This window comes from Streptomyces thermolilacinus SPC6 (assembly GCF_000478605.2).
GTDB classification, from domain to species: Bacteria; Actinomycetota; Actinomycetes; order Streptomycetales; family Streptomycetaceae; genus Streptomyces; species Streptomyces thermolilacinus.
The window spans coordinates 1124547-1148733 of record NZ_ASHX02000001.1 but is presented as its reverse complement, the minus strand read 5'-3'; the positions used below and the strand labels follow the sequence as shown (position 1 = coordinate 1148733).

Genomic DNA, 24187 nt, shown 5'->3' with positions numbered 1-24187 from the left:
GCACACGGCCGGGGGCCCGGGGGGGGGTGTGGTGCCGTTGACGGGGGGTGCTCCGCGTTCTACTTTCGGGCCTGGACATAAGTCGAGGAGAGGGGAGGGCGGGGACGTGACCCGGTACGCGTGGCTGCGGCCCACCGCCGAGGAACACGTCGGCTGGGACGTGGACGTCCTGTACGGCCCCTGGCCCCGGCACCACCGCGACACGACCCTCGCCGAGGTCCGGGCCCGCCTCGCCGCGTCGCCCGTCGCCAACGCCCTCGCCCTGTCCACCCGCGGCCCCCTCTTCGACGACGCGGGCGGCAACGCCGAGACCCTCCGCGACCTGGCGGGCTGCCCCGAGCTGCTGCCCGTCGGCACCGTGGACGTGCGCGACGCGCTCACCGCCGAGGCCCGCCTGGACGAACTGGCCGCCGCGCACGTCCGGTTCCTGCGCCTGTTCACCCTCGACCAGGGCGCCGAGCCGGACTTCCCCGGCTACCGCAGGATCGTGCGGCTGGCCGTGGAGCGCGGCATGGTCCTCCTCCACGACGGCGACCCGCGCCGCTTCGGCCCGCCGCTGACCGGGCTCGGCGCCGACGTGGTGTTCCTCGACCTCCACGCGTACGTCCTCGCCGACTTCCTGCTCCTCGCCCGCGACGAGCCGGGCTTCCGGGGGACGACCCGGCTGCTGTCCGGGCCCGACTCCATCGAGCGGGTCGTGGAGTACGTCGGCGCCCGCCACCTGGTGTTCGGCTCGCGCACGCCGTTCGTGGACATCTCGCCGCAGACGCTGAAGCTGCGGTACGCCGACATCTCCGCCGACGACCGCGCCGCGATCGCCACGAAGAACGTCGAGGAGCTGCTCGCCTGATGCCGATCATCGATGTGCACGCCCACGTGGGTCACTGGCCGTTCCACCTGACCTCCGGCGACGCCGACGCGAACCTGCGCCAGATGGACCGGTACGGCATCGACCTCCAGCTCGTCTCCGCCTCCGAGGCCGTCGTCCTCGACGCCGTCGCGGGCAACGCCGCCCTCCACAAGGCGCTCGCCACCCGCCCCCGCCTCCTCGGCTACGCCGTCGTCAACCCGAACCGCGTCGAGGAGAGCGCCGCCGACCTGCGCCGCTGCCTCGACACAGGGCGGTTCGTCGGCGCGAAGATCCACACCACCTATCCGGGGCGGCTGCCGGGCTCGCCCGAGATGGCCGCCGCGTTCGACGTGGTCGCCGAGGCGGGCGTACCGCTGCTGCTGCACACCTGGGGCACCGAGGTCACCCTCCTGCCGGAGCTGGTCGAAGCCCGCCCCGGGCTGCGCGTCATCCTCGGCCACGCGGGCGGCGACGCCTGGCGCGAGGCGGCGCACGCCGCGGCCGCCTGCGACCGGCTGTACCTGGAGCACTGCCGTACCGCCACCGACGCGGGCCGCGTCGCGTACGCCCGCGAGGCCGGAGTGCCCGTCGAGCGGATGCTGTTCGGCACGGACGCCACCCTCATCGACCCGTGTGTCTCGCTCGGCGTGATCCGTGACGCGCGCTTCACCGACGACGAGCTGGAGCGGGTGCTGTGGCGCAACGCCGCGGGCCTCTTCGGGCTGAGCCTCTGAATTCTCTACGGGCGGTAGTCACGCTATTTCAGCGGAGTGACGCATTCCGTTGACATTCGTTCAAATAGCGTTCGCATGTATTTCGATTCGGTCACGACATCCTTGAAAAGGGCTGGACCACATTCGCGCGACGCGCGTAACCCCCTTGTGTCACAAGCTTATTGATGGTTCGTCAAAAAGAACCGCACGGTTACGGAACGGGCTCGTTCCCTCTGGTCGCGAATGCCGGAATTCTCCTCTGGCAGGCTTCCCGCACCGTCCTCTGACCAAGGACCAAGGAAAGGTGCAACGAACGTGTCCGGACGTCGAAGAATGCAGAAGACGCCCCGCCGAAAGCCCCGCCGCCTCATACTCGCGACCGCCGCGGTCGCCGTGATGGCGACGGTCGGCGCGGTGGCCTACCAGGGGGTGTACGGGGCCGACGCACCGTCAGCGGGTGGGAACGGCCCGCAGGCGCTCGCCCGGCCCGCCGCGGCCACACCCGGCGCTGCACCCGAACCGGCGGCCTCGCCCGCCCGGGACGAGAAGACCGAACCGCTCACCGAGGTCCCGAAGAGCGAACCCGCCAAGGGCCTGGTCTACAAGGGCCTGAAGCCCGCCCCCGAGAACGACGCCTGCGAGGGCGTGTACCGCACCGCGAGCGGCCACTGCACCCACGGGCCCGACGCCCCGCCGCCCGGTGTGGACATCAAGAAGGACACCCCTCCGGCCGTCAAGGCGGCCGTCCCCGCCGAGGACCCGGCCACCACGCCCGGCAAGGCGACCGACGGCCAGGCCCCCGACGGAAAGGCCCCCGACGGCGGGGCGGCCGACGGCACCGCGCAGGCCCCCGCGTCCGCGCCCGCCATCGACGCGGCCGCCGCGGCGAAGGACGACCAGGCCGCCACCGCCCGGCCACCCGCCGGCTCCGCCGCGCCCACCGGCTCCGCCCCGGCCGGTACCACCGACCCCCGCGGCACCAGCGGCACCACCCGCACCGCCGCCAACGGGCCCGCCGGGCAGACCGTCCAGTGCGAGGGCGACGGCACGAGCGGCAACCGCGTGCAGGTCGTGTACGTCCACGCCCCCGGCAAGGACCGGTACGCCCAGTACCTGCCGTCCTTCCGCAAGTGGGCCGCCGACGCCGACCTCATCTTCGCCGAGAGCGCCCGCGACACGGGCGGCGTCCGCCACATCCGCTATGTGACGGCGGCGGACTGCACGCCCACCGTGCTGAACGTCGAGGTCCCGGCCTCCGCCCTCGCAGAGTTCAGCGCCACCAACCGCGCACTGGCCGCCAAGGGCCTCGACCGCCGCGACCGCAAGTACATGATCTTCGCTGACGCGCAGGTCTACTGCGGCATCGGCACGTTCGCCGGTGACGAGCGGCCCGGCCAGAACAACCTGAGCAACTTCGGCCCCTCCTACGGCCGTACGGACTCCGGCTGCTGGGGCGGCCACACCGCCGCCCACGAACTGGGCCACAACCTCGGCGCGGTCAACAACAGCGCCCCCAACACCAGCCGGGGCGCGCACTGCACCGACGAGTGGGACGTCATGTGCTACTCGGACAGCCCGTACTACCCGAAGATGCGCACCGTCTGCGGCGACCGCGCCCACGAGAACCGCCTCGACTGCAACAACGACGACTACTTCCACACCAACCCCAGGCCCGGCAGCTACCTCGCCACGCACTGGAACATGGCCGACAACCAGTTCCTGATGCGCCGGAAGGGCAACGGCACCGGACCGAACCCGGGCCCCACCCCCACGCCGACCCCGTCGCCCACGGGCGGCACCGGCACCACCACCGGCCCGGACGTCACCGTCGGCCAGATCGCCCAGGACTCCGCGGTGGCCAGCTGGCGTGCCGTCCCCGGCGCCGCCTGGTACCAGGTCCACCTCAACGGCCGCCCCGCCGGATGGGTCAACGCGCCGAGCGCCCGCCTCTACAACCTGACCCCGGGCACCTCCTACACGGTCGCCGTCTCCGTCCGCGACACCTCCGGCCGCGACGGCCGCCCGGGCCGCGCCACCTCGTTCCGCACGGCCGGGACCGGCGGCGGTACGAACCCGGCGCCCGGCACCCGGTACGTGCTCGCCAACGGCGCCACCGGCAACGCCGCCGAGATCTGGGGCGGCCGCACCGCCGACGGCACCGTCCTCGTGGGCTCCCAGCGCAACGGCTACGCCGCCCAGCAGTGGGTCTTCGACGACGCGGGCGGCGGGTACGTCCGCATCCGCTCCTCCGCGTCCGGCAAGTGCCTCCAGCCGGGCGGCACCCCGTCGGCCGGCATGTGGGTGGCCCAGCAGCCGTGCGGCGGCGCCGCGAACCAGCGGTGGCGGATCACCGCGAGCGGCAGCGGCGTGACGGTCACGGCGGGCGGCAGCCGGTACGTGCTCGGCGTCAGCGACCGCCCGTACTACGGCTCGTGGCTGATCGAGCTCCAGCACGCCTCGGGCGGCGCCGCGCAGGTCTGGACGGTCCAGAAGCCGTGACCCGCGCCAGTCGAGCCCTCCGTGCCGCCGCCCTGGCGACCGTCGCCGGGCCCGCCCTGTGGCTGGCCGCGCCGGGCGGCGCCCACGCCCACGGCGGCGGCCTGGCGGTGGACATCACCGGCCAGTCCTTCGGCCGCGTCGAGGCGACCGTCACGTGGGCGGGTGACGGCGACCCGGTCGACGAGCGGCTCGGGGCGACGGTGAACGCCGTCAGCGCCGACGGGCGGACCGGCCTCGGCCCGTGGCGGCTCGTCCGCGCGGCGGGCACGCCGACCGGCTACACGACGGCGGAGGCGCTGCCGCCGGGCCGGTGGAAGGTCACCATCGAGGTCGGCCACCCCGGTCTCGGCCGCGCGCAGGAGGAGCTGGACGTGTCCCCGGGCACCCCGGCGTCCAGCCCCCCGTCCCGGCCCGGCCACCCCCCGGGCGCAAGCGGCACAGCCGGTACGGCCACGGGCCCGGCCGCCGGTACGGGCGCAGCGCCCGGCGGGGCCACCGCCACCGGGGCCGGACCGGCCCCCGGTACGGGCCCGGCAGGCGGGTTCACGGCCGCCGTGACCCTCGCGGCCGGCGTCGCCGTGGCCACCGCGACCGGGGCCCTCCTGGCCCGGCGGCGGGCCCGGGTCGTACCCGGGAGCGGTACGGCACGCCGCTGACCCCACCGGAAACCCCCCACAGCGCCCCGGAGCCCCGCGCTCCGGGGCGCACCCCTGCCCGGCGGACACCGGGTACCGGGAACCGGCACCATGACGGCGGCCTCAGACGAAGTTCAGCTCCGCCCGCCGCACCAGCGGGTCGTCCAGCATCTCCCACAGCGGCACCGCGTAGTTGCCGAAGCCGTACCGCCCGCCGAAGTGGAGGCCCAGCACGCGGTGGTCGGCCAGGTCCAGGACGGGGGAGCCGCTGTTGCCGCCCAGCGTCGAGCAGTCGTGCGTCAGCACGTTCCGCTCGGCCAGCAACTGGTTGGCCGTGCCCGGCTGGAGGCGCTTCACGTTGTAGATGTCCATGAAGATCCGGCGCATCGACTCGGGCTCGTTGCGCCGCCCGTCCCACGCCGGGTGCCCCACCACGTACACCGGGTGGCCCGGCAGGTCGGCGGGCGCGTCCGCCGCGACCGCGAGCGGGGACGGCAGCTCCTGCCCGCCCGGCGCGGGCGCGACCCGCAGCAGCGCCATGTCGACGTCCCGGTGGACCCCGATCACCTCCGTCACGGCGTACGTCAGCCCGCCCACGCCCGGCAGCGCCCCGAACTCGCGGGCCAGGTCCATGGCCGCGCCGAGCCCCGGCTGGAACGTCCACGCCGACGCCCCGTCGTCCGCCGCGAACTCCAGCGCCACATGGCGATTGGTCATCACCACGTCCGCGCCGACCAGGAACGCCGTCCCCACCCAGTCGAGGCGCAGGTGTCCCGACACGTCCACCCGGCCCACCCGCGCCAGGGTCTCCCGGATCGCCGCCCGCCGGCCGTTCAGCATCTCCCACTCGCCCTCCTGCGGCGGGAAGTCCCCGCCCTGCACGAGGATCGCGGGCCGGCCCTCCAGCAGGACGATCGCCTCCATCCCGAACGACTCGTCGTCGCCGATCTCGTCGTCCCGCCCCGCCGCCAGTTTCTCCAGGCCCCGCGCCCCCGCCTCCAGCACCCGTGCCCGCTCCTGCTCGGCGAACCGGGCGATCTCCTCGCCCGGCGCCTCGTCGGCGGGCGGTTCGTACGCCGACTCCGGGATCTCCCGCGTCAGCCCTTCCCGTACCCGGTCGGCGACGCCCCGCAGATCGGCGAAGATCTGCGCGGGTCCTGCCGCGACCGGCGACCTGTTCCGGCTGGCCATGTGCTGCTCCTTCTCGACGGTCCCCCGCTGGGTCCGGGGACGCGCGGTCTTCACGGGTCCTCCGGCGGGTCCGGGGTGCGGTCACACGGGCGCCCCCGCCGCCGTACCTCCGTGCGCCGCGCCTCCGTGCCGCGCCGCCTCGATCTCGGCGTGTACGTCCGGCGCGTGCGCCGCCAGGTGGGCCAGGACGGCGGTGATCTGCGTACCGACGTTCACGAACGCCGTGCCGCGCCCCTGGAACGACACGTTCTCCACGCGCCGCGTCCCCCGGTGCAGCGCCACCACCCGCCAGTCGTCCGTCAGGACCGGCGAGCCCGACGAACCGCCGCGCGTGTCGGTGAAGTAGTGCAGGTCCCGGTCGTCCGCCTCGAACACCAGGTTGTTGCGGAGCGCGACCCGCTTCGGGGCGCCACCCGGGTGCTGGATGATGTTGACGGCCACCACGTCGCCCCGCGCGACCCGCAGTGTCCGCCCGTACAGGGGCAGGACCGGCCGGGTCGAGGGCTCCGCGAGCCGCAGCACCGCGTAGTCCAGCTCCGCGTCGCAGGCCGCGAGGTCCGCCACGGCGGCCTCCTCCGTCTCGGTGTCGTCGTCCTCGTAGCCGAACCGCGCGCGCGTGGCCCGTGCCTGGAGCAGCAGGTCGTCCGGGCCGGCCAGGGGGCGCCTGCCACCGGTCCCGGTACGGGCGTTGACGACGTGGTGGTTGGTGACCAGCAGCCGCGGGGTGATCAGCCAGCCGGTGCCCGTATGGGGGTTGCCGTTCGGCTGGAGAGGCAGCCCGCCCTCGTACGGCGGCACCCGCACGCGCGCCACCGCCGCGCCCGCCGCGTCACCGCCCCGCAGGAACGCGAACGGCACCGTGTCGTCCCGGTGGACGATCTGCTCCTTGATCTCCGGCACCGGCCGCTCCACGAGCACGTCCGGCTCGCCCGCCGCGTCCCGCGCCACGTCGTCCAGGGCCCGCTGGAGCACGGCCAGCGGCGCGGCGGCCGTGGTCTGGGCGACCGCGTTGCGCAGCCAGATCTCCAGCGGCACCGACCCGTCGACCAGCCGCTCCACCCGGTTCATCTCCACCAGGTCCGACTGCGTCTGGAGGCCCGGCGCCGCGAGCAGCGGAAGCGTCGCCCGGTAGCGGGGCATGATCCCGTTGAACAGCAGCGGCCGTACGGCGGGATCGGTGAGGCCCGCGTCGAGGGCCGCGTCCCGCACGGCGAGGATCTCCTCCTGCGACAGAAAGCCTACGACCGTCCCACCGGTCATGGCAGTTCACCGCCTTCCCCGCCGCCGCGCAGCGCCGCGGCGACGCTCGCCGCGATCTGCCCGCTGCCGTCCCGCAGCACCAGCAGCCGCCGCGCCAGCTCGTCGAGCATCCCCCGGTCCCGTACGAGCCGCAGGATGTCCGTGACGTCCGTCGGGGGCGGCGACGGCGGGGGCGTCAACGGGGCCGGCGGCGGTTCCCCGGCGGGCGAGGGGCCGGCCGGGCGGGCGGGCACGTCGTGCGCTCCGGCCGCCGACCGCAGGATGTCCATCAGCGGCCGCAGCAGCAGCGGGTCGGCCTTCACCGCCCGCCGCAGGCCCGTGCCCAGCACCTCCAGCACCTCGTCGCCGTCCGGCAGCCCCACCAGGTCCAACGCGTGGTCCAGCGCCCGCGCGTCCAGCGTGTACACCTGGGACGCCGCCGCCCGCACCAGCGACGGCTGATCGGCCAGCACCTCGTCCGGGACCTGCCGCAGCCGCCGCGCGAGGCGCGTGTCCGCGTCCCGGTCGGGCACCTCCGCGCCCTCGGCGAGCCGCGCCCGCGCCAGCAGCGTGCCCATCGCCTCCAGGTCCTGGCCCAGGCCGATCGCCACGTCCTCCGCGAGCCGCAGGTCCCGGTCCGCGCTGTCCGCGTCGCCGTCCTGCTCCGCGAGCCGTGCCGACAGCAGCAGCAGCTCCAACTGCCGCTCCCCGCAGTCCGCCTCGCGCGCGCCGTCGACCGCGTCGGACACCACCCGCAGCGCCTCGGCCCGTTGCCCGGCCCGGTCCAGGGCCTCCGCGAGCAGCGCGTGCAGGGCGCTGCACGGCGTCCACGGGCGCCGCTCGGCGAGCCGGGCCAGCGCCTGGCCGGTGAAGCCCTGCGCCAGCAGGTCCTCCACCTCACGCGCGGCGATCCGCTCCCAGTCCTCCTGGTCGGCCTCCGCCATCACCAGGTCCGACGCCCCGCCGCGCCGCCGGTGCGCGTTCAGCAGGGCAGCCGCCCGGGGGCTCATCTCGTCCTGCGCGCCCGCCAGCAGCCGCTCCACGCCGGGCAGCCACCGCTCCTCCACGGTGCGGGGGTGCTCGCCGCGCCGCAGCCGGTGGTAGATCTCCTCGGCGCGCGCCTCCAGGCCCTCCCGCGCCGCGTAGTACTCGACGGCCCGCCGCTCCACCTCCCGCGTCGGCGACGCCGGGTCGCCCGCCGCGAGCCGCAGCATGATCGCCCGTACGTCGGACCGCACCCGTACCGCCTGCGGGCCGGCCGGTTCGACCAGGTCGAGCCGGGACAGCGTCCCGAACAGCCGCCGCGCGTCCTCCGGGCCCGCCACGGCGACCCCGCACGGCCCGGCCAGCACCTCCTGGACGACCTCAGGCGTGATCAGCCGCAGCACGAGACCGGCCTGGGCGAGCCGCCGCACGTCCGGGTCGGGGATGTGCTGGAGGATCCGCTCGTAGAGGATGCCCTGCACGAGCAGTTGGTCGACGCGGCGGAAGAAGTCCCGGCGCCGCGCGGGCAGGCTCCCGATCAGCTCCTTCACGCCCATCACGTCCGACCCGGCCAGCGCCGCCGCCCGCGCCGCGAGCCGCAGGCTCAGCGGGTGCCCGCCGACCCGGTCGGCGAGCAGCCGCGCCACCTCCGGGTCCGCCACCCCGCACGCCCGCAGCAGCGCCACGGACGCGTCCGGGTCCAGGTCGCGCAGCTCGATCTCCACCGGCCGTGCCCCCTCCGCCGGATGCCCGACCGGTGAACGCCCCGACACGAGGGCGCGCACCCTCGGGTACGCCTCCGACAGCGCCACGAAAACCGCCCACATGCGGCCCAGCGCCGGTGAACCCCGGTACTGTGCCTCCTCGAACGAGTCCACGACCAGCACGAACGGCGGTTCACCCGACACCGCCCGCCGCAGCACCTCACCGACCTGCCCAGACAGCGCGCTCTCCCGCTCGCTCGCCCCCGTCAGGAACTGCCGCGACGACCTGCGGCCGAGCCCCGCGCGCGTGGTGGCGAGCCGGTTCAGCTCGACGACCCGCCCCTCCTCGGCCCGCTGCTGGTGCGCCTCCTCCTGGCAGGCGGCGGCCAGCGCGTCCAGCTCGGCGCGGAACGCCGGGTACTGGATGCCCAGTTGCCGCGCCGCCTCCGCGATCAGCGTCACCGGCTCGTGCACCGACAGGGTGGGCCGCTCGAAGTCGATGTACGCGAACGGGAACGGGAACCTCCGTACGCCGCCGCCCGTGCCGCCCGCCTCGGCGCCGCCGCGCAGACTGTCCAGCAGGAACGTGGCGAGGAGCGTGCTCTTGCCCATGCCGCCCGGCCCGTGCACCACCAGCGGTGGAGGCACGGCCGGACGGGTGCCCGGCGGTGGCCCCGGCGCGTGGACGTGGTCGCGCAGCGCTGCCAGCTCCTTGTCGCGGCCCATGAAGGGGACCCGCACCAGGCGCTCCAACGGCTGGAGCAGCCGCGAGAGTTCCAGTTCGCCCTGTACGACCTGGGCGTCCGGCAGCCCGGTCACGCCCGGCACCAGCGACAGCCACAGCACGGCCTGGAGGACGTCCGACAGCTCGTCGGGGCCCGCGCCCTCCGCCCGGGGCGGCGTGCCCCGCAGCACCTCCAGGCACACCCGCTCGGGCCCGGGACCGTCGGGCGCGGCGCCGAGGTTGGCCTCCAGCGCGCGCAGCGCCTCGTCCGGGCCGGGCAGGGCGCGCAGGGTCGCCTCCCGCACCTCCGGTTTCAGCGTCCACTCGGTGCGGTCCGCCATGCCGGTCGCCGCGCAGTCCGCCGCCAGCTCCATCAAGGCCCGGCCGGTCGGCACGGCCTCGTCGGGGAGGCGCAGCTCGCGCGGGTCGAACGAGGTCAGCAGGCAGGCGGCCCGGCGGTAGCCGCACCGGGTGTCGGGTACGGGGCCCGGTGGTCCGGTGCCGGGCCGCAGCTCCTGCCGCAGCCGGTCGCGGAACAGCTCGCACAGGGCGGCGGCGCCGGTCGTCTCAGTGGAGGGCCCGGTAGACACGCACCGCTCCCTCCACCGCGCTGCCCAGGCGCCGCATGTAGCTGTCCCCGCAGGGCTCGCCGCCCGCGGAGCCGCCACCCACTGTGCCGTCCGTACGCCCGTCCGCTGCAGCCGTGCCCGCCGTGCCCCCCTCGACTGTGCCCGCGCCCGCCGTGCTCCCGTCCGCCGCCGCGAGGACCTCCTCCACGGCCACGTCCACGAGACCGGTGAGGGCCGCCTCCCGCTCCTCCGCCGCCAGCGCGGCCAGCGAAGGAGGCGGCTGCTCGCGCACGTACCGGTCGAAGAACGCCCGCACCTCGTCGGGACCCGCGGTCCGCGCCCTGTCCCAGCACATGCTGTGCCGCAGCTCGTACGGCAGCTGCCGCATCGACTCGCCGTACCCGAGGAGCACCAGGCGCGGCGCCTGGGCGCGGCGTACGGGCGCGTGCTCGTAGATGGCCAGCGCCAGCTGGCTGATCAGGTCCCACACGTCGGAGCCCGGGTCGAGCCGGTCGCAGTCGTCCAGCACGAACCAGAACAGGTCCTCCGCGCCGGTCGCCTGGAGCACCACCCAGTGCACCGCCTCGTCCAGCGCGGGCAGGGGGTCGTCCAGGTCCGTCGGCACGGGCGGCACGACCCCCGCGCGAGGGTCGGACACGAACGCGGCGAGCCGCCGTACGACCTTGGTGGCCGTCATCGTCGGCTCCAGCAGCACCCGCGCCGGGCGGAACCCCTGGTGCTGGGCGATGTGCCGGATGAACGTGTACGTGTACGAGCGCCCGCTGTACGGCTCGCCGTCGACGAGCAGCACCGACTTGTCGCTGTCCGCGACGAACGCGCGCAGCGTCTCCCGCAGGTCCTCCCGGTCGAGGAACACCTCGGCACCGCGCAGCACATGCGTGCGGAACACGTCCTGCGAGCCGTGCGCCTCAGCGTCCCGCTCCAGCTGGGCGAGGTACTCCTCGGCGTCCCTGACGTACGGCAGGTTCCGCAGCCGGTCGTTGAGGACCAGCGCCCGCAGCAGCAGCACCTGGCCGTCGATGGTCCGGCGGGACGCCTGGACCAGCACGCGGGCGTTCTGCGAGCTGACGGCGGTCAGCGGCAGGCCGCCGATGAACTCGGGCGGGAAACCGGCGTGCCGCAGCTGGGTGTACGGGTCGGTGGAGTCCAGCAGGAATTCGCGGACCCACTCGGTGACCTTGTCCCACTCGGGGGTCTCCAGCGGCATGCAGCACCTGCCCGGTCGTCACCGTCGTGCCGGTCACCCTCCCGGTCGCGCCATGCCCCCCTTCGGCCCTCTCCCGTTCATCGTCACACCCGGTAGGCGGTCATGCAATCCGGCTGAACACCCGGCGCACCGGCTCCCGCACCAGTGGGTTCGCGAGGTACTCGGCGGCCCCGTGGTGGTTGGCGCTCCCGTTGGCGACCAGCAGGTCCGTGACACGCCCTCGCGGGGCGTAGTCGGGGCGCAGCGTGTGGTCGAGGGCCACGAGGTCCCGCGCGTCGGAGGCGTTGAGCCACAGCGCCGTACCGGGCGGCACGGCGGGCGACGCGGCGAGGAGGTCCTGCACCTCGGTGACGCCGAGCGGGGAGCCGAGCGTCACGAACAGGTCCACCGGGCGCCCGCGCTCGGCCAGCACCTCGTACGCGGCGACGCTGCCGAGGCTGTGGCCGACCACGACCAGCGGCCCGCCGCCCTCCGCGTCCCGGGCGGCCTCGGCGGCGTCCAGCGCGTCCGCCACGACCTGCCGCACGGCCGGTCCCGCGCCGCCGAAGAAGTACGCGTGGGCGTCCTCGAAGACATGCCGCACCAGCAGCCGGAACAGCGCCGTACGGGCGGGCCGGGGGAGCGGCAGCGCCCTCGGCAGCGGCTCCTCGCCGGGCCCGGGGCGCGGCTCCTCGGCCAGCGCGAGCGCCTCGGCGAGGTACGCCATGTCCCGCAGCCACCCCTCCAGCAGCCCGCCGGCCGCTTCGGTACGGGAGCCCGCGTCCGTACGGGAGCCCGTTACGCCCTCCGTAGCGGCGCGGGCCCTGGCCGCCTCGGCCTCCGCCGACACGCGGGCCACGAACCGGGCGGGGTCCTCGAGGAGCGGCGGCGCGGGTGTCTCCGCCTCCTCCTCGGCCTCCGCCTCCGCGACCGCCCCCGGCCTGCCCTCCAGCGGGTCCGGCAGGCGGTCCGGCAGCGGCTCGGGGTGGAGGAGCGGGGCCCAGTACGCCAGGTGCGACATGGCGTTCGCGTCGTGCCCGAACAGCGTCCGGTCCCACTGCTCCGCGAGCAGGGCGGCGCGCGGCTTGGGGCCGCAGCCGTGGACGTACACGATCCGGGGTCGCATGGGGCCTCCGTGGCGGGACTCAGATCATCGGATCAGAGGTTCATGACGGTCTCGTCGGGCGCCTCCAGGCGCCGCCAGCGGCCCTCCGGGGCACGCGCGGGCGGCATCAGGTCGGCGCCCGGCAGCGGACCGAGGTCCAGGCCGGTCAGCAGCGCCACGTCCCCCACCGGCACCTGGTAGGTGCGGAAAGCGCCCAGCGGCGGAGGCGCGCCCGGCACCGCCCCTGCGAGCGCCCGGTCGGCGTCGCGCGTCAGGTCCGGGCTCTGGTCGAGGACATACGCCGTCGCCGCGAGCACCCCGTCGTGGACGAACGCCGCCACCTTCCAGAACCGCAGCGGCACCTGCACGCCCCGGTACGGCGGGTCGGCGTCGTGCAGGACCGGCCCGGTCAGCACGGTCAGCTTGCGGTCGAAGCGGGCGGCGTGGTCGAGGAGGTGGTTCTCCAGGCCCTGCCACACCTGCTTGCCCTGGTTGAACACATCGGCCTGCGGGGCGGCGTTCGTGTAGTGGAACGTGTCGCCGTCGGCGCGGACCGCCACGGCCGTCGCACCCCACACCGGGTCGAGGCGGCGCACCAGGTGGCCCCGGTCCAGGGAATTGTTCCGGTACACCTCCGGCCCGGCCTGCCAGTCCTCCGCCACGCGCGGGTCGTACCGCCAGTCGTCGGTGCGCGGCACGTCCTCCACCAGCCGCTCGCCGTCGATGGTCACGGCGGTGGCCGCCGCGAGCCGCCGGTCGGGGCGCAGGAGGACGCTGAAGTGGGTGTACGGCAGCACGACCGTCTCGACGCGGGGCGCGGTGAGCCGCGGCAGCGGTACGGCGATGCCGAGGAAGCCCTCGTCGTAGCCCTCGCGGCCGGCCAGCGAGCCGCCGCTCGGGCGCCCCGGCTCCGCGCCTTCCGAGCCGTTCGGTTCATCGGAGGAAATCACGATCCGACTAGTACCGCGCGGTGGCGGCGGGCCAACGGCGCCGCCGCCCACGCCACCCCATCAGCGCAGACGGCCGCCGGGCGCCCCGGGCCCGGCGGGACGGACCCGTTCAGGCGGATTTCCCCGCACGGCCGCCGCCCGGCGGTTCGCCCGGGCACCCCGTACGGAAGGGATGGCACCGACCCCACGCACAGCCGCCCGCGCTAGGAGAACTCGATGGGTGCCACCGGCCTTTCCCTGCACATCGGACTGAACACGGTCGACCCGGACCGCTACGACGGCTGGGACGGACGCCTCCTCGCCTGCGAGAACGACGCCCGCGACATGGCCGCCCTCGCCTCCGACGCCGGGTACTCCGGCACCGTCCTGCTCACCGACGAGGCCACCGTCGAGGGCGTCACCGCCGCCCTGCGCGCCGCGGCGGCCCGGCTGCGCGACGGGGACGCCTTCCTGCTCACGTACTCCGGGCACGGCGGGCAGGTCCCCGACGAGACCGCCGACGAGCCGGACGCCCTCGACGAGACGCTGGTCCTGTACGACCGGCAGTACCTCGACGACGAGCTGAACCGCGAACTGGCACGCTTCGCCGACGGCGTACGGATCTTCGTCCTGCTCGACTGCTGCCACAGCGGCAGCGGCATCGAGGTGCGGGACCTGCTCACCCCGGAGGCGCTGCGGGACCAGTTCGGCACGGCGGACCGGAACGAGATCGAGACCGTGTCGCGTCTCATGCCGGTCGACCGGCAGGGCACCATCTACCAGCGCGACAAGGACTTCTTCCGCGAGCTCCAGCGGGAGCTGCGCGCCGACGGGCGCCCCGCCGACGCGCTGCTCGTCTCGGCGTGCCAGGACAACCAGCTCGCCTCGGACGGGCAGGTCAACGGGCTGTTCACCGGGACGCTCCTGAAGGTCTGGGACAAGGGCGGCTTCCGTGGCGACCACCGGGCCTTCCACCGCGCGATCCTCCGCCGCATGCCCGGCAGCCAGAGCCCCAACCTGTACCTCTCCGGGCGCCCGGCGGAGTCGTTCCTCGCCCAGCGCCCGTTCACCGTCTGACGCCCCTGTCCTGTCCCGCCCCGCCGCCGCTCCGACCCGTCCGTCGACAGTGCGCGCCTCAGCCGAACAGTCCGGGCACGCGGATGGTCCGTACGGGCCGGTCCCGCCAGGCGGAGCCCTGGCCGGTCCGTGCGGGCCCGTGCGCGGGCAGCCGCGCCCCCGGGGCGCCCGGCACCCCGCCCTCGCGTCCCTGCCCGGCCGCCCCCGACGCCGCGTGCGGCGCCGAGCCGGGAGCGGTACGGGGCGCTCGGGACGTACGGGACTTCGCAGGCGGCGTCGCACGGGCCGAGCCGTCCCGTCGGCGCTCGCGCTCCGCGTCACGGCCACGGCCTCGGTCGGAACCCTTCGTCACCATGCCCACCTCCTCCTCGTTCCCGGCCGGGTCCCCTCACGGCACCGGCGAGATCCTGTCGTCGTCCTGCCGGGGCGGGAGGCCGGGCATCACCGGGTACGGGTACGGCGGCCGCGCGCCCACGCCGGGCAGGACCTCGGCCCCGCGCCCCGCCAGCGCCGACACGACGTCGGCCGCCGTGAGGAGACCGGCCAGGGTCCCGGAGTCCCCGACGACCGGCAGCGCGTCGCAGCCGTTCGCGTCCATCACGGCCACCGCCCGGCCCACCGGGTCCCCGTGGTGCACCACCGCACACCTGCGTTGCAGCAGATCGCGCGCGTAGCGGCGGGACAGCGACACGGCGGGCGCCGCGCAGACGACCGCGACCTCGGCCCGGTCCAGCAGTCCGGCGCAGCGCCCGTCCGGCAGGACCACCGGCAGATGCCGCGCCCCCGACCGCTCCAGCAGCTCCCACGCGGTCAGCACCGTCTCCCCGGCCGCGACGGTCACCAGCGACGTCCGCATCACCTCCCGCACGGCCCGGTCCAGGACCGGCACCCGACCCGGTACGGCGGCGGAGGCGGGGGGCTGCTGCGCGGACGGCGGCTCGGCGGACGCCGACTCGGCGGCGGGCGGCTCCGCGACGGGAGCGGCGGCCGACTCGGGCGCCGGTCGCTCCGGGGGCCGTACCTCCCCGGGGGCGGGGCCCTGCGGAGCCCGTACCTCCTCGGCGCCGGGACGGCCCTGCGGGGCGCCCTGTCCCAGGGCATGCTGCGTCATGACGGCCTCCCGGAAGGTCGGCGTCGGAACGTCGGTTCCCGAACCCTCTCCCTCCACTGTGGGCCCTGTACCGCCCCGCGCAAGAGGGTGCGGCCGGCACGTCGCGCACAGCGCCCCGCCGGTTCAGTTCCCGGCGGGCGGGGCATGCCGGGCGAGCAGCTCCGCGACCTCCTCGTCGGGGGTCTGAGCGAAGTCGTCGTACCACTGGCCCACGGACCCGAACCGCTCCGGCGACGACAGGCACACCACGTCGTCCGCCTCCCGCCGCAGCAGCTCCAGCGCCTCGGGCGGGGCCACCGGGACGGCCACCACGACCCGCGCCGCGCCGTGCGCCCGCGCGACCCGGCAGGCCGCCCGGGCCGTCGAACCCGTCGCGATCCCGTCGTCCACCAGCACCGCCGTACGGCCCCGCAGCGGCACCCCGGGCCGGTCGCGCCGGTACCGCCGCAGCCGCTCCTCCAGGACGCCCCGCTCGGCCAGCTCCACCCGTGCCCGGGCGTCCTCGCCGACCCCGGCGGCGCGCACGACCGCGTCGTTCACGATCCGTACGCCGTCCTCGCCGATCGCGCCGAAGCCCAGCTCGGGACGGGACGGCACGCCCAGCTTGCGGACGACGAGCACGTCCAGGGGCGCGTCCAGCGCCGCCGCCACCTCATGGGCCACGGGGACCCCGCCGCGCGGCAGCCCGAGCACGACGGGGCGGTCCGGGCGCAGCCTTCCCACGGCCTCGGCCAGCTGCCGTCCGGCGGTCGCGCGATCGGTGAACCGCATGCCTCCAGCGTAGGAGCGCCCACGACCGGACGCCTGTTCGTCCGCAAGTATCCTGTGGTGGGATGTTCCTCCTTCAGCCGTGCGCGAGAACCGCTCACGAGCACCGCGCACGAGAACCGCGCCGAACCGTTCACGAGTACCGCTCACGAGACCGCGCTCAGCCGAAGCGCTCCAAGCGGAGGACGCACATGGACATCCTCGTACTCATCGGGCGCGTTCTGTTCGCCCTGCCGTTCCTGGCCTTCGCCGCGAACCATCTGACGAAGACGCAGTACATGGCCGGTTACGCGCAGAGCAAGGGCCTGCCCGCCGCCAAGCCCGCCATCCTCCTCAGCGGCCTGCTGCTGTTGCTCGGCGGGCTGAGCATCCTGCTGGGCATCTGGGCCGACCTGGGCGCGCTGCTGCTCGTCTTCCTCGTCCCGACCGCGCTGGTGACGCACGCCTTCTGGAAGGGGGACAGCCCGGACGGCCGACAGGCGGAGATGACCCACTTCCTCAAGGACGTCGGACCGGCCGGTGCCGCGCTGATGCTGCTCGCGTTCTTCTCGTTCGTGGGCGACGAGCTGGGACTCGCCGTCACCGGGCCGCTGTTCGACATCGACTGAGGTGCCGACGGCGCCCCGTCCGTGACGGCGGGCCGCGACACGACCCGTGTCGGAGTTGGGCCGAACGGGTGAGGGGCGCCAGGATGGGTCCATGAGTAGGTACGAGAGGTACGACGTCACCGACGAGCAGTGGGAGGGTCTGGCGCAGGTCGTCCCGCTGCGGGGGCGCGACGAGTGGCCGTCCAGGGTCGATCACCGCACGATCCCCCAGGACTCCGAGGCCGGGGCGCAGCGCCGCATGGTGGTGCTGCGGGTCCAGGTCTTCGCGGACGCGCGGGAGGTCGCCGAGTACCTCGTCGCGCAGATCCCCGTGCTGCTGGACCTGACCAGCGCGGACACCGAAGTGGCCAAGCGGGTCCTGGACTTCAGCAGCGGGGTCGTCTTCGGCCTGGGCAGCTCGATGCACCGGGTGGACCGGAACGTGTTCCTCCTGACCCCCGCCGGTACGGAGGTCGAGGGCACCGCCGCCGCGGCCGTCCCGCACGCCTGACGGGAGCCCCGGGCTGCCGTGGCGTCCGGGGCGGCCCGCCCTCCGCCGGGGCGGCCCGGCCCCGTGTCCGGCGCGGATGGTAGACCTGACGCCGTGACGGAACTCGACGTAGAGGGACTGCAGCGCAGGCTGGCCGAGTTCGCCGCCTCGCGCGAGTGGCAGCCCTACCACACCCCGAAGAACCTGGCGGCGGCGCTGAGCGTCGAGGCGGCCGAACTCCTGGAGATCTTCCAGTGGCTGACGCCCGAGGAGGCCGACCGGGTCATGGACGACCCGGAGACGGCGCACCGCGTGGCCGACGAGGTCGCCGACGTGCTCGCGTATCTCCTCCAGTTCTGCGGGAGGCTGGGCGTCGATCCGCTCCAGGCGCTCTCCGCGAAGATCGACCGGAACGAGCGGCGCTTCCCGGTGGGGCGGCCGCCGGGGCGGGCCGCGCGGCAAGATCGTCACTCTTCGGAGTGATGGACTTATTCACACTGAGCTTCGTGTCCACAGATTTCCGAATTCCCCTGGTGCTTGGGCTCGGACGGCTTCACTCTGGGTAGTGAACCTGTGAGCGGACAGTCGTACGAACGGGGGCGGCGGACATGGATGCGGAACGGCTCATCTCCATCAGCCGGAGTGATCTCGCCGAGAGCCGGGCGGTGCCCGACATCATGGCGTCCGTCTGGCAGGCGCAGTGCCTGGCCCAGGCGATCGGTGACCACCTGGCCCTGTTCGGGCCGCGTGAGGTGCGGGGCGAGGCGCGCGGTCTCGGGGAGACGGGCGGCCGCGGGGTCGTGGGCCCGGACCACCCGGCGCGGCGGCCGGGCGCGTCGGCGGCGTCGCAGCTGTCCGAAGTCCTCGATCCGCGCGGGACGTTACTGGCGCTCGGCGCGCTGCTCGGGGAGGTGGGGATGGCCCTCGTCGGCGTGGCCTGCGCCACGGACGAGGAAGGGCTCTACTGGCAGTGCATCGAGGCGATCGACGCCGCCGACGAGGCCGGTGACCGGGTGCGGGTGATGCTGCGCCGGCTGCCGGTGCCCGACCGGTCCAGACCTCCCGAGCGGGCCGAGGCGGTGGACCCGGCGGACTGGGCGGCCTGGCCGTGACGAGCGGGTGGGGACGGTGGGCCCGGTCGGTCGCGGTCCTGCTCACGGCTCGGTCCGGTGCAGGATGGAGTCATGGATCTGCGTATCTTCACCGAGCCCCAGCAGGGCGCGAGCTACGACACCCTGCTCACCGTCGCCAAGGCCACCGAGGACCTCGGCTTCGACGCCTTCTTCCGCTCCGACCACTATCTGCACATGGGTTCCGTCAGCGGGCTGCCCGGCCCGACGGACGCCTGGATCACCCTGGCGGGCCTGGCCCGCGAGACCAAGCGCATCCGGCTGGGCACGCTGATGACGGCCGCCACGTTCCGGCTCCCCGGGGTGCTGGCGATCCAGGTGGCGCAGGTGGACCAGATGTCGGGGGGCCGGGTCGAGCTGGGCCTGGGCGCCGCCTGGTTCGAGGCGGAGCACACGGCGTACGGGATTCCCTTCCCGAAGGAGAAGTTCGGGCGCCTGGAGGAGCAGCTCGACATCGTCACGGGCCTGTGGGCCACGGAGACGGGCAAGACGTTCAGCTACGACGGGAAGTTCTACCAGCTGGCCGACTCCCCGGCGCTGCCCAAGCCGGCCCAGCGGAAGGTGCCGGTGCTGATCGGTGGCCTGGGTGCGAAGCGGACACCGCGTCTGGCGGCGCGGTACGCCGACGAGTTCAACATCCCGTTCGCCTCGGTCGCCGACACGGAGGCGCAGTTCGGCAGGGTCCGCGCGGCGGCCGAGGAGGCCGGGCGGAGCGCGGACGACCTCGTGTACTCCAACGCCCTGGTGGTGTGCGTCGGCAAGGACGACGCGGAGGTGGCCCGTCGTGCGGCCGCCATCGGCCGGGACGTGGGCGAGCTGAAGGAGAACGGCCTGGCGGGCTCGCCCGCGGAGGTCGTGGACAAGATCGGCCGGTACGCGGCGGCGGGCAGCTCCCGGATCTACCTGCAGCTCCTCGACCTGCACGACCTGGACCACCTGGAGCTGATCTCCTCCCAGGTCCAGTCCCAGCTGAACTGACCACACCGGAGCCGGGCGACGCGTCGGTCCCGCGGTGCCCCTGCCGGGCCGGGAGCGGGGTGCCGCGACGGTCGGCACCACAACCGCTGCGGGCAGTCGTTCCTCCCCCAAGGACTTCGCCCAGGGGGCCCCAGGGGGACGGGGGTCCCCCTGGACGAGCGAAGCCGAGACCTTGGGGGAGGGTGGGCACACCCCACGACGGACGGCGCCGGCAACCGGGACCCCGCCCCGAGGCACGGCCGGACCCATCCCAAGCATGGGGTCCCCCGGTCGAGCGAACCCGCGATCTGGGGACGGTGGGCCCAGCCCCCGAGGACGGCGCGGGCCCACCGCCGGGCGCCGGGCACCGCGACGGCCCGGCGCCCGGGGGCTACAGGCGGGGGTCCACCGGTTCCGACTCCAACGCCAGGACGGCGAAGACCGGTTCGTGGACGCGCCACAGGGGCTCACCAGCCGCCAGCCGGTCCAGGGCCTCCAGGCCGAGGGCGTACTCGCGCAGGGCCAGCGACCGCTTGTGGCCGAGCGACCTGGAGCGCAGGCGCCGCAGGTTCTCCGGGCGGGTGTACTCCGGGCCGTACACGATCCGCAGGTACTCGCGGCCCCGGCACTTGACGCCGGGCTGCACCAGGCGGCCAGCGCCGTCGCGGGCGAGCGCGCCGAGAGGCTTGACGACCATGCCCTCACCGCCCTCACCGGTGAGCTCCAGCCACCAGTCCACACCGGCCCGTACGGACGCCTCGTCGCCCGTGTCCACCAGCAGCCGGCCCGTGCCCCGCAGCAGGCCCGTGCCGTCCGCCGCGACGAGGCGGTCGATCAGGGCGAGCTGCTCGTCGTGCGGCAGCCCGGCGAGGCTGCGGCCCCGCGCGGCGAGGATCTGGAAGGGCGCGAGCCGCATCCCGTCCAGCCCGTCGGTCGGCCAGCAGTACCGCCGGTACGCGTCGGTGAACGCCGCCGCGTCGGCCGCCCGCTCCCGCTGCCGCTCCAGAAGCGCGGACACGTCCACGCCCCGCGCGGCCACCGCCTCCAGCGCGGCCGTCGCGCCGGGCAGCGACGCCCCGGCGGCGGCGCCCACCGCGGCGTACTGCGAGCGCAGCAGCCCACCGGCCTTCAGCGACCACGGCATCAGCTCGGCGTCCAGCAGCAGCCAGTCCGTGTCCAGCTCGTCCCACAGCCCGGCCGCCGTCACCGCGGCGCGGACCCGGTCGAGGACCTTCGTCGTCGCCCCGTCCGGGAAGAAGGGGCGCCCGGTGCGGGTGTACAGGGAGCCGGTGGGGCCGTCCACGCCGAACCGCTCGCGCGCGGCGGCCGCGTCCCGGCACACCAGGACCACGGCCCGCGACCCCATGTGCTTCTCCTCGCAGACGACGCGCCCGACCCCGTCGGCGGCGTACGCGGCGAACGCCTCCGCCGGGTGCTCCAGGTAGCCGTCGAGGGCGGAGGTGGGGGTCGGCGCCATCGTCGGCGGCAGGTACGGCACGAGGCGCGGGTCCACGGCGAAGCGGCTCATGACCTCCAGCGCGGCGGCGGCGTTCTCCTCACGGACGCCGACGTTCCCCAGGTACCGGGTCTCCACGACACGGCGGCCGTGCACATCGGCCAGGTCCAGCGGCCGGCCCTGACGCCCGCCGGGGACGTCCGTGACGAGCGGCCGGGCCGGCTCGTACCAGACCCGCTCGGCGGGCACGTCCACGAGCTCCCGCTCCGGCCAGCGCAGCGCTGTCAGCTTCCCTCCGAACACGGCGCCGGTGTCGAGGCAGATCGTGTTGTTGACCCACGAGGTGTCGGGCACGGGCGTGTGCCCGTACACGACGGTGGCGCGGCCCCGGTACTCCTCGGCCCACGGGTAGCGCACGGGCAGGCCGAACTCGTCGGTCTCGCCCGTCGTGTCGCCGTACAGCGCGTGCGAGCGGACCCGGCCCGACGTGCGGCCGTGGTACTTCTCCGGCAGACCGGCGTGGCAGACGACGAGCCGGCCCTCGTCGAGCACGTAGTGGCTGACGAGCCCGTCGATGAACCGACGCACCCGCTGCCGGAAGGCGTCGTCCTCCCGCTCCAGCTGCCCGATCGTCTCGGCGAGGCCGTGGGTGTGCTGGACCTTGCGCCCGGCGAGCCAGCGGCCCAGCTTGTTCTCGTGGTTGCCCGGCACGCACAGCGCGTCCCCGGACTCGACCATGCCCATCACCCGGCGCAGCACGCCGGGGGAGTCGGGGCCCCGGTCCACCAGGTCGCCGACGAACACGGCGGTGCGCCCCCCGGGGTGCCGCCCGTCGACGTAGCCGAGCTTGGCGAGCAGCGCCTCCAGTTCGGACGCGCAGCCGTGGATGTCGCCGATGATGTCGAACGGGCCCGTCAGGTGCCGCAGGTCGTTGTACCGCTTCTCCAGGACGACCTCGGCGGCCTCGATCTCCTCGACGCCCCGCAGCACGTGCACCTTGCGGAAGCCCTCGCGCTCCAGGCCGCGCAGGGACCGCCGCAGTTCACCGCGGTGGCGGCGGATGACGTGCCGGGGCATGTCCGCGCGGTCGGGGCGGGCGGCGTTGCGGGCCGCGCACACCTCCTCCGGCACGTCGAGGACGATGGCCATGGGCAGCACATCGTGCTCGCGGGCCAGCCGCACCAGCTGGCGGCGGGCCTCGGCCTGCACGTTCGTCGCGTCCACGACCGTGAGGCGGCCCGCGGCGAGCCGCTTGGCGGCGATGTAGTGGAGCACGTCGAACGCGTCGCGGCTGGCGCTCTGGTCGTTCTCGTCGTCGGAGACCAGACCGCGGCAGAAGTCCGACGAGACGACCTCGGTGGGCTTGAAGTGCCTGCGGGCGAAGGTGGACTTGCCGGACCCCGTGGCGCCGATCAGGACCACGAGGGACAGGTCGGTGACGGGCAGGACGCGGGCCCGCGCGGCGGCGGGCTCCGTGACGGCGGTGGTGGTCATGCGGCCTTGTCCTCCTTCGGGGGCGGGGTCGGGGTCGTGTTCGGGGGCGCGGTCGGAGCGGTGGTGTCGGTGAGGGTGAACACGGCCATCTGCGTGGGCGGTCCCACCTCCGGGTCGTCGGGTCCGACGGGGGTGAACGCCACCGCGTACCCGTGGCGGTCGGCGACGCCGCGCGCCCAGTCGCGGAACTCGGCGCGGGTCCACTCGAACCGGTGGTCGCCGTGGCGCACGTGCCCGGCGGGCAGGGTCTCCCAGCGGACGTTGTACTCGACGTTCGGCGTCGTCACGAGCACGGTGCCGGGCCGGGCGGCGCCGAACACCGCGTATTCCAGGGCGGGCAGCCTCGGGAGGTCCACGTGCTCGATCACCTCGCTGAGGACGGCCGCGTCGTACCCCTTGAGCCGTTTGTCCGTGTACGTGAGGGAGCCCTGCACCAGCCGGACCCGGGACGCCTGCCGCTCGCCCATGCGGTCCAGGCGGAGCCGCCGCGCGGCGAGGGACAGCGCCCGTACGGACACGTCCACGCCGACGACCTCCGTGAAGCGCGGGTCCTTCAGCAGCTCGCGGACCAGCTGGCCCTGTCCGCAACCCAGGTCGAGCACCCGGCTCGCGCCCGCGTCGCGCAGCGCGGCCAGGATCGCCTCCCGGCGCCGCACCGCCAGCGGCACGGGCCGCTCCTCGGTGTCGGTGTCCTCGTCCACGGCGTTGTCCAGCTCCTCGGCCTCCGTGTCGTCGGCCGCGGCCAGCCGCGCCAGCTCCAGGCGCTCCGTCGCCTCCCGCGTCAGGGAGCGGCGGCGCGACAGATAGCGGAGGGTGATCAGCTGCTGGTCCGGGTGGCCCGGCAGCCAGCCCTCGCCGACCCGCAGCAGCTTGTCCACCTCGTCGGGCGACACCCAGTAGTGCTTGGCGTCGTCCAGCACCGGCAGCAGCACGTACAGGTGGCGCAGCGCGTCCGCGAGGCGCTGCTCGCCTTCGAGGACGAGCCGGACGTACCGCGAGTCGCCCCACTCGGGGAACCGCTCGTCGAGCGGCACGGGATCGGCGGTGACCGCCCAGCCCAGCGGCCCGAACAGCCGCCGCACCAGCGCGGCGCCGCCCTTCGCGGGCACCGCCGGCACCTCGACGCGCAGCGGCAGCGCGGCCTCCGCCAGCTCGGGGCGGGCGGCGCACCGCCCGGCGAGCGCGCTGGAGAACACGTTGCCCAGCGCGACAGCGAGCAGGGACGACGCGGCGTACGGGCGGTCGTTGACGTACTGGGCGAGGGCCGTGTCCGGGCCCCGGTCACGGCCGCCCTTGCCGCGGCGTACCAGCGCGACCGGATCGACCTCCAGCAGCAGCGCCGCCGTGCAGCGCTCGGCGCTCGCCTCGGGGTAGAGGACATGGGCCGTGCCGTAGGAGGTGGAGAACGCCTGCGCCTTGCCGGGATGCTTGTGCAGCAGGAAACCGAGGTCGGTCGCGGGGCGTTCTGGGGTACCGGTCGTACTGATCGTCAGGAACACCCGGCAAGTATCGGGGCGCCCGTGCGCCCCCGGCCATTGGTTTACCGCTCAGCCGCCCAGCGCCCTGCCGCCCAGCCGCCGTCCACCGCGTCGCCGTCGCCCCGCCCAGCCTGCCGCACCGCCGTCCGCCGCCCAGCCCGCCGCCCCACCGTGCGCGTACCCCCGAGGGGGCGCACGCACGGCGCACGAGGGCGGGCGCACGGCGCGGCAGGGTGGCACCCGGAGCGCACCTGTGTGAACCCTGCGCCCGGTGCGCTTCCAGCCGTGTT

General features: G+C 74.9%; 20 protein-coding genes and 1 pseudogene. 10 read left to right on the top strand and 11 right to left on the bottom strand.

Annotation, left to right across the window (positions count from 1 at the left end):
* The first annotated feature begins 106 nt into the window (after positions 1 to 106).
* The 4 genes from J116_RS04945 to J116_RS29025 all read left to right on the top strand — a co-directional run bounded on the left by J116_RS04945 (position 107) and on the right by J116_RS29025 (position 4718).
* Positions 107 to 850 (top strand): hypothetical protein, encoded by a 744-nt coding sequence (locus tag J116_RS04945; RefSeq protein WP_023590453.1) that lies wholly within the window; start codon positions 107 to 109, stop codon positions 848 to 850.
* The gene (locus J116_RS04940; RefSeq protein WP_023590454.1) at positions 850 to 1584 is read left to right on the top strand and encodes an amidohydrolase family protein; all 735 of its coding nucleotides are present in this window, start codon (positions 850 to 852) and stop codon (positions 1582 to 1584) included. Before J116_RS04945 ends, J116_RS04940 begins: the two co-directional genes overlap by 1 nt.
* Before the next feature lie 312 nt (positions 1585 to 1896).
* On the top strand, positions 1897 to 4062 hold the full coding sequence (locus tag J116_RS04935) for an RICIN domain-containing protein (protein WP_023590455.1): 2166 nt from the start codon (positions 1897 to 1899) through the stop codon (positions 4060 to 4062).
* Complete coding sequence (locus J116_RS29025) at positions 4059 to 4718, top strand: hypothetical protein (protein ID WP_023590456.1); 660 nt, start codon at positions 4059 to 4061, stop codon at positions 4716 to 4718. Before J116_RS04935 ends, J116_RS29025 begins: the two co-directional genes overlap by 4 nt.
* Positions 4719 to 4820: 102 nt before the next feature.
* Here J116_RS29025 and J116_RS04925 read toward each other — a convergent pair whose 3' ends face one another.
* The 6 genes from J116_RS04925 to J116_RS04900 all read right to left on the bottom strand — a co-directional run bounded on the left by J116_RS04925 (position 4821) and on the right by J116_RS04900 (position 13370).
* Positions 4821 to 5888 carry a trypsin-like serine peptidase gene (locus tag J116_RS04925; RefSeq protein WP_028964643.1) on the bottom strand — a complete coding sequence of 356 codons (1068 nt, stop codon included), beginning with the start codon at positions 5886 to 5888 and terminating at the stop codon, positions 4821 to 4823.
* A gap of 81 nt (positions 5889 to 5969) precedes the next feature.
* A complete protein-coding gene (locus J116_RS04920; RefSeq protein ID WP_023590458.1) occupies positions 5970 to 7148 on the bottom strand; it encodes a trypsin-like peptidase domain-containing protein in 1179 nt (392 codons plus the stop codon).
* A complete protein-coding gene (locus tag J116_RS04915; RefSeq protein ID WP_023590459.1) occupies positions 7145 to 10129 on the bottom strand; it encodes an AAA family ATPase in 2985 nt (994 codons plus the stop codon). The genes J116_RS04920 and J116_RS04915 overlap by 4 nt, the downstream gene beginning before the upstream one ends.
* Positions 10107 to 11336 (bottom strand): hypothetical protein, encoded by a 1230-nt coding sequence (locus tag J116_RS04910; protein WP_023590460.1) that lies wholly within the window; start codon positions 11334 to 11336, stop codon positions 10107 to 10109. The genes J116_RS04915 and J116_RS04910 overlap by 23 nt, the downstream gene beginning before the upstream one ends.
* A gap of 100 nt (positions 11337 to 11436) precedes the next feature.
* The gene (locus J116_RS04905; RefSeq protein ID WP_023590461.1) at positions 11437 to 12441 is read right to left on the bottom strand and encodes a serine aminopeptidase domain-containing protein; all 1005 of its coding nucleotides are present in this window, start codon (positions 12439 to 12441) and stop codon (positions 11437 to 11439) included.
* 32 nt (positions 12442 to 12473) lie between these two features.
* Positions 12474 to 13370, bottom strand: a complete 897-nt coding sequence (locus J116_RS04900; protein ID WP_023590462.1) for a DNA/RNA non-specific endonuclease — start codon at positions 13368 to 13370, stop codon at positions 12474 to 12476.
* Positions 13371 to 13586: 216 nt separating this feature from the next.
* Here J116_RS04900 and J116_RS04895 point away from each other — a divergent pair, with 216 nt between their 5' ends.
* Entirely contained in the window at positions 13587 to 14426 is an 840-nt protein-coding gene (locus tag J116_RS04895) for a caspase family protein (protein ID WP_023590463.1), read from the top strand.
* A gap of 58 nt (positions 14427 to 14484) precedes the next feature.
* On the opposite strand, the gene J116_RS29685 is transcribed toward J116_RS04895, so the two are convergent.
* The 3 genes and pseudogenes from J116_RS29685 to J116_RS04885 form a co-directional block, all read right to left on the bottom strand.
* Positions 14485 to 14781 (bottom strand): hypothetical protein, encoded by a 297-nt coding sequence (locus J116_RS29685; protein ID WP_028964645.1) that lies wholly within the window; start codon positions 14779 to 14781, stop codon positions 14485 to 14487.
* Positions 14782 to 14814: 33 nt separating this feature from the next.
* A complete protein-coding gene (locus tag J116_RS04890; protein ID WP_023590465.1) occupies positions 14815 to 15537 on the bottom strand; it encodes a CBS domain-containing protein in 723 nt (240 codons plus the stop codon).
* Positions 15538 to 15672: 135 nt separating this feature from the next.
* A pseudogene (locus J116_RS04885) lies at positions 15673 to 16308 on the bottom strand (phosphoribosyltransferase); the annotation flags it as partial.
* A 188-nt stretch (positions 16309 to 16496) separates the two neighbouring features.
* Between J116_RS04885 and J116_RS04880 the strand changes: the two are divergent.
* The 5 genes from J116_RS04880 to J116_RS04860 all read left to right on the top strand — a co-directional run bounded on the left by J116_RS04880 (position 16497) and on the right by J116_RS04860 (position 19490).
* Positions 16497 to 16913, top strand: coding sequence for a DoxX family membrane protein (locus J116_RS04880; RefSeq protein WP_023590467.1), 417 nt, complete (start codon positions 16497 to 16499; stop codon positions 16911 to 16913).
* 91 nt (positions 16914 to 17004) lie between these two features.
* Entirely contained in the window at positions 17005 to 17403 is a 399-nt protein-coding gene (locus tag J116_RS04875) for a cell division protein SepF (RefSeq protein WP_023590468.1), read from the top strand.
* Between the two features lie 93 nt (positions 17404 to 17496).
* Positions 17497 to 17865, top strand: coding sequence for a nucleotide pyrophosphohydrolase (locus J116_RS04870; RefSeq protein WP_023590469.1), 369 nt, complete (start codon positions 17497 to 17499; stop codon positions 17863 to 17865).
* Between the two features lie 125 nt (positions 17866 to 17990).
* Entirely contained in the window at positions 17991 to 18494 is a 504-nt protein-coding gene (locus J116_RS04865) for a DUF6099 family protein (RefSeq protein ID WP_023590470.1), read from the top strand.
* Positions 18495 to 18566: 72 nt separating this feature from the next.
* Positions 18567 to 19490 carry an LLM class F420-dependent oxidoreductase gene (locus J116_RS04860; protein ID WP_023590471.1) on the top strand — a complete coding sequence of 308 codons (924 nt, stop codon included), beginning with the start codon at positions 18567 to 18569 and terminating at the stop codon, positions 19488 to 19490.
* A gap of 370 nt (positions 19491 to 19860) precedes the next feature.
* Here the strand turns inward: J116_RS04860 and J116_RS04855 are convergent, their stop codons facing one another.
* Positions 19861 to 22419, bottom strand: a complete 2559-nt coding sequence (locus J116_RS04855) for a polynucleotide kinase-phosphatase (protein ID WP_023590472.1) — start codon at positions 22417 to 22419, stop codon at positions 19861 to 19863.
* Positions 22416 to 23918, bottom strand: coding sequence for a 3' terminal RNA ribose 2'-O-methyltransferase Hen1 (locus tag J116_RS04850; protein WP_023590473.1), 1503 nt, complete (start codon positions 23916 to 23918; stop codon positions 22416 to 22418). Before J116_RS04850 ends, J116_RS04855 begins: the two co-directional genes overlap by 4 nt.
* Positions 23919 to 24187 lie beyond the last annotated feature (269 nt).

Excerpts from the sequence above, each read along its gene's own strand:
- J116_RS04910 (WP_023590460.1), bottom strand. The coding sequence starts at position 11,336 with ATGCCGCTGGAGACCCCCGAGTGGGACAAGGTCACCGAGTGGGTCCGC.
- J116_RS04855 (WP_023590472.1), bottom strand. The coding sequence starts at position 22,419 with ATGACCACCACCGCCGTCACGGAGCCCGCCGCCGCGCGGGCCCGCGTC.
- J116_RS04895 (WP_023590463.1), top strand. The coding sequence starts at position 13,587 with ATGGGTGCCACCGGCCTTTCCCTGCACATCGGACTGAACACGGTCGAC.
- J116_RS04865 (WP_023590470.1), top strand. The coding sequence starts at position 17,991 with ATGGATGCGGAACGGCTCATCTCCATCAGCCGGAGTGATCTCGCCGAG.
- J116_RS04875 (WP_023590468.1), top strand. The coding sequence starts at position 17,005 with ATGAGTAGGTACGAGAGGTACGACGTCACCGACGAGCAGTGGGAGGGT.
- J116_RS04860 (WP_023590471.1), top strand. The coding sequence starts at position 18,567 with ATGGATCTGCGTATCTTCACCGAGCCCCAGCAGGGCGCGAGCTACGAC.
- J116_RS04890 (WP_023590465.1), bottom strand. The coding sequence starts at position 15,537 with ATGACGCAGCATGCCCTGGGACAGGGCGCCCCGCAGGGCCGTCCCGGC.
- J116_RS04905 (WP_023590461.1), bottom strand. The coding sequence starts at position 12,441 with ATGCGACCCCGGATCGTGTACGTCCACGGCTGCGGCCCCAAGCCGCGC.
- J116_RS04920 (WP_023590458.1), bottom strand. The coding sequence starts at position 7,148 with ATGACCGGTGGGACGGTCGTAGGCTTTCTGTCGCAGGAGGAGATCCTC.
- J116_RS04880 (WP_023590467.1), top strand. The coding sequence starts at position 16,497 with ATGGACATCCTCGTACTCATCGGGCGCGTTCTGTTCGCCCTGCCGTTC.
- J116_RS29685 (WP_028964645.1), bottom strand. The coding sequence starts at position 14,781 with ATGGTGACGAAGGGTTCCGACCGAGGCCGTGGCCGTGACGCGGAGCGC.
- J116_RS04935 (WP_023590455.1), top strand. The coding sequence starts at position 1,897 with ATGCAGAAGACGCCCCGCCGAAAGCCCCGCCGCCTCATACTCGCGACC.
- J116_RS04940 (WP_023590454.1), top strand. The coding sequence starts at position 850 with ATGCCGATCATCGATGTGCACGCCCACGTGGGTCACTGGCCGTTCCAC.
- J116_RS04925 (WP_028964643.1), bottom strand. The coding sequence starts at position 5,888 with ATGGCCAGCCGGAACAGGTCGCCGGTCGCGGCAGGACCCGCGCAGATC.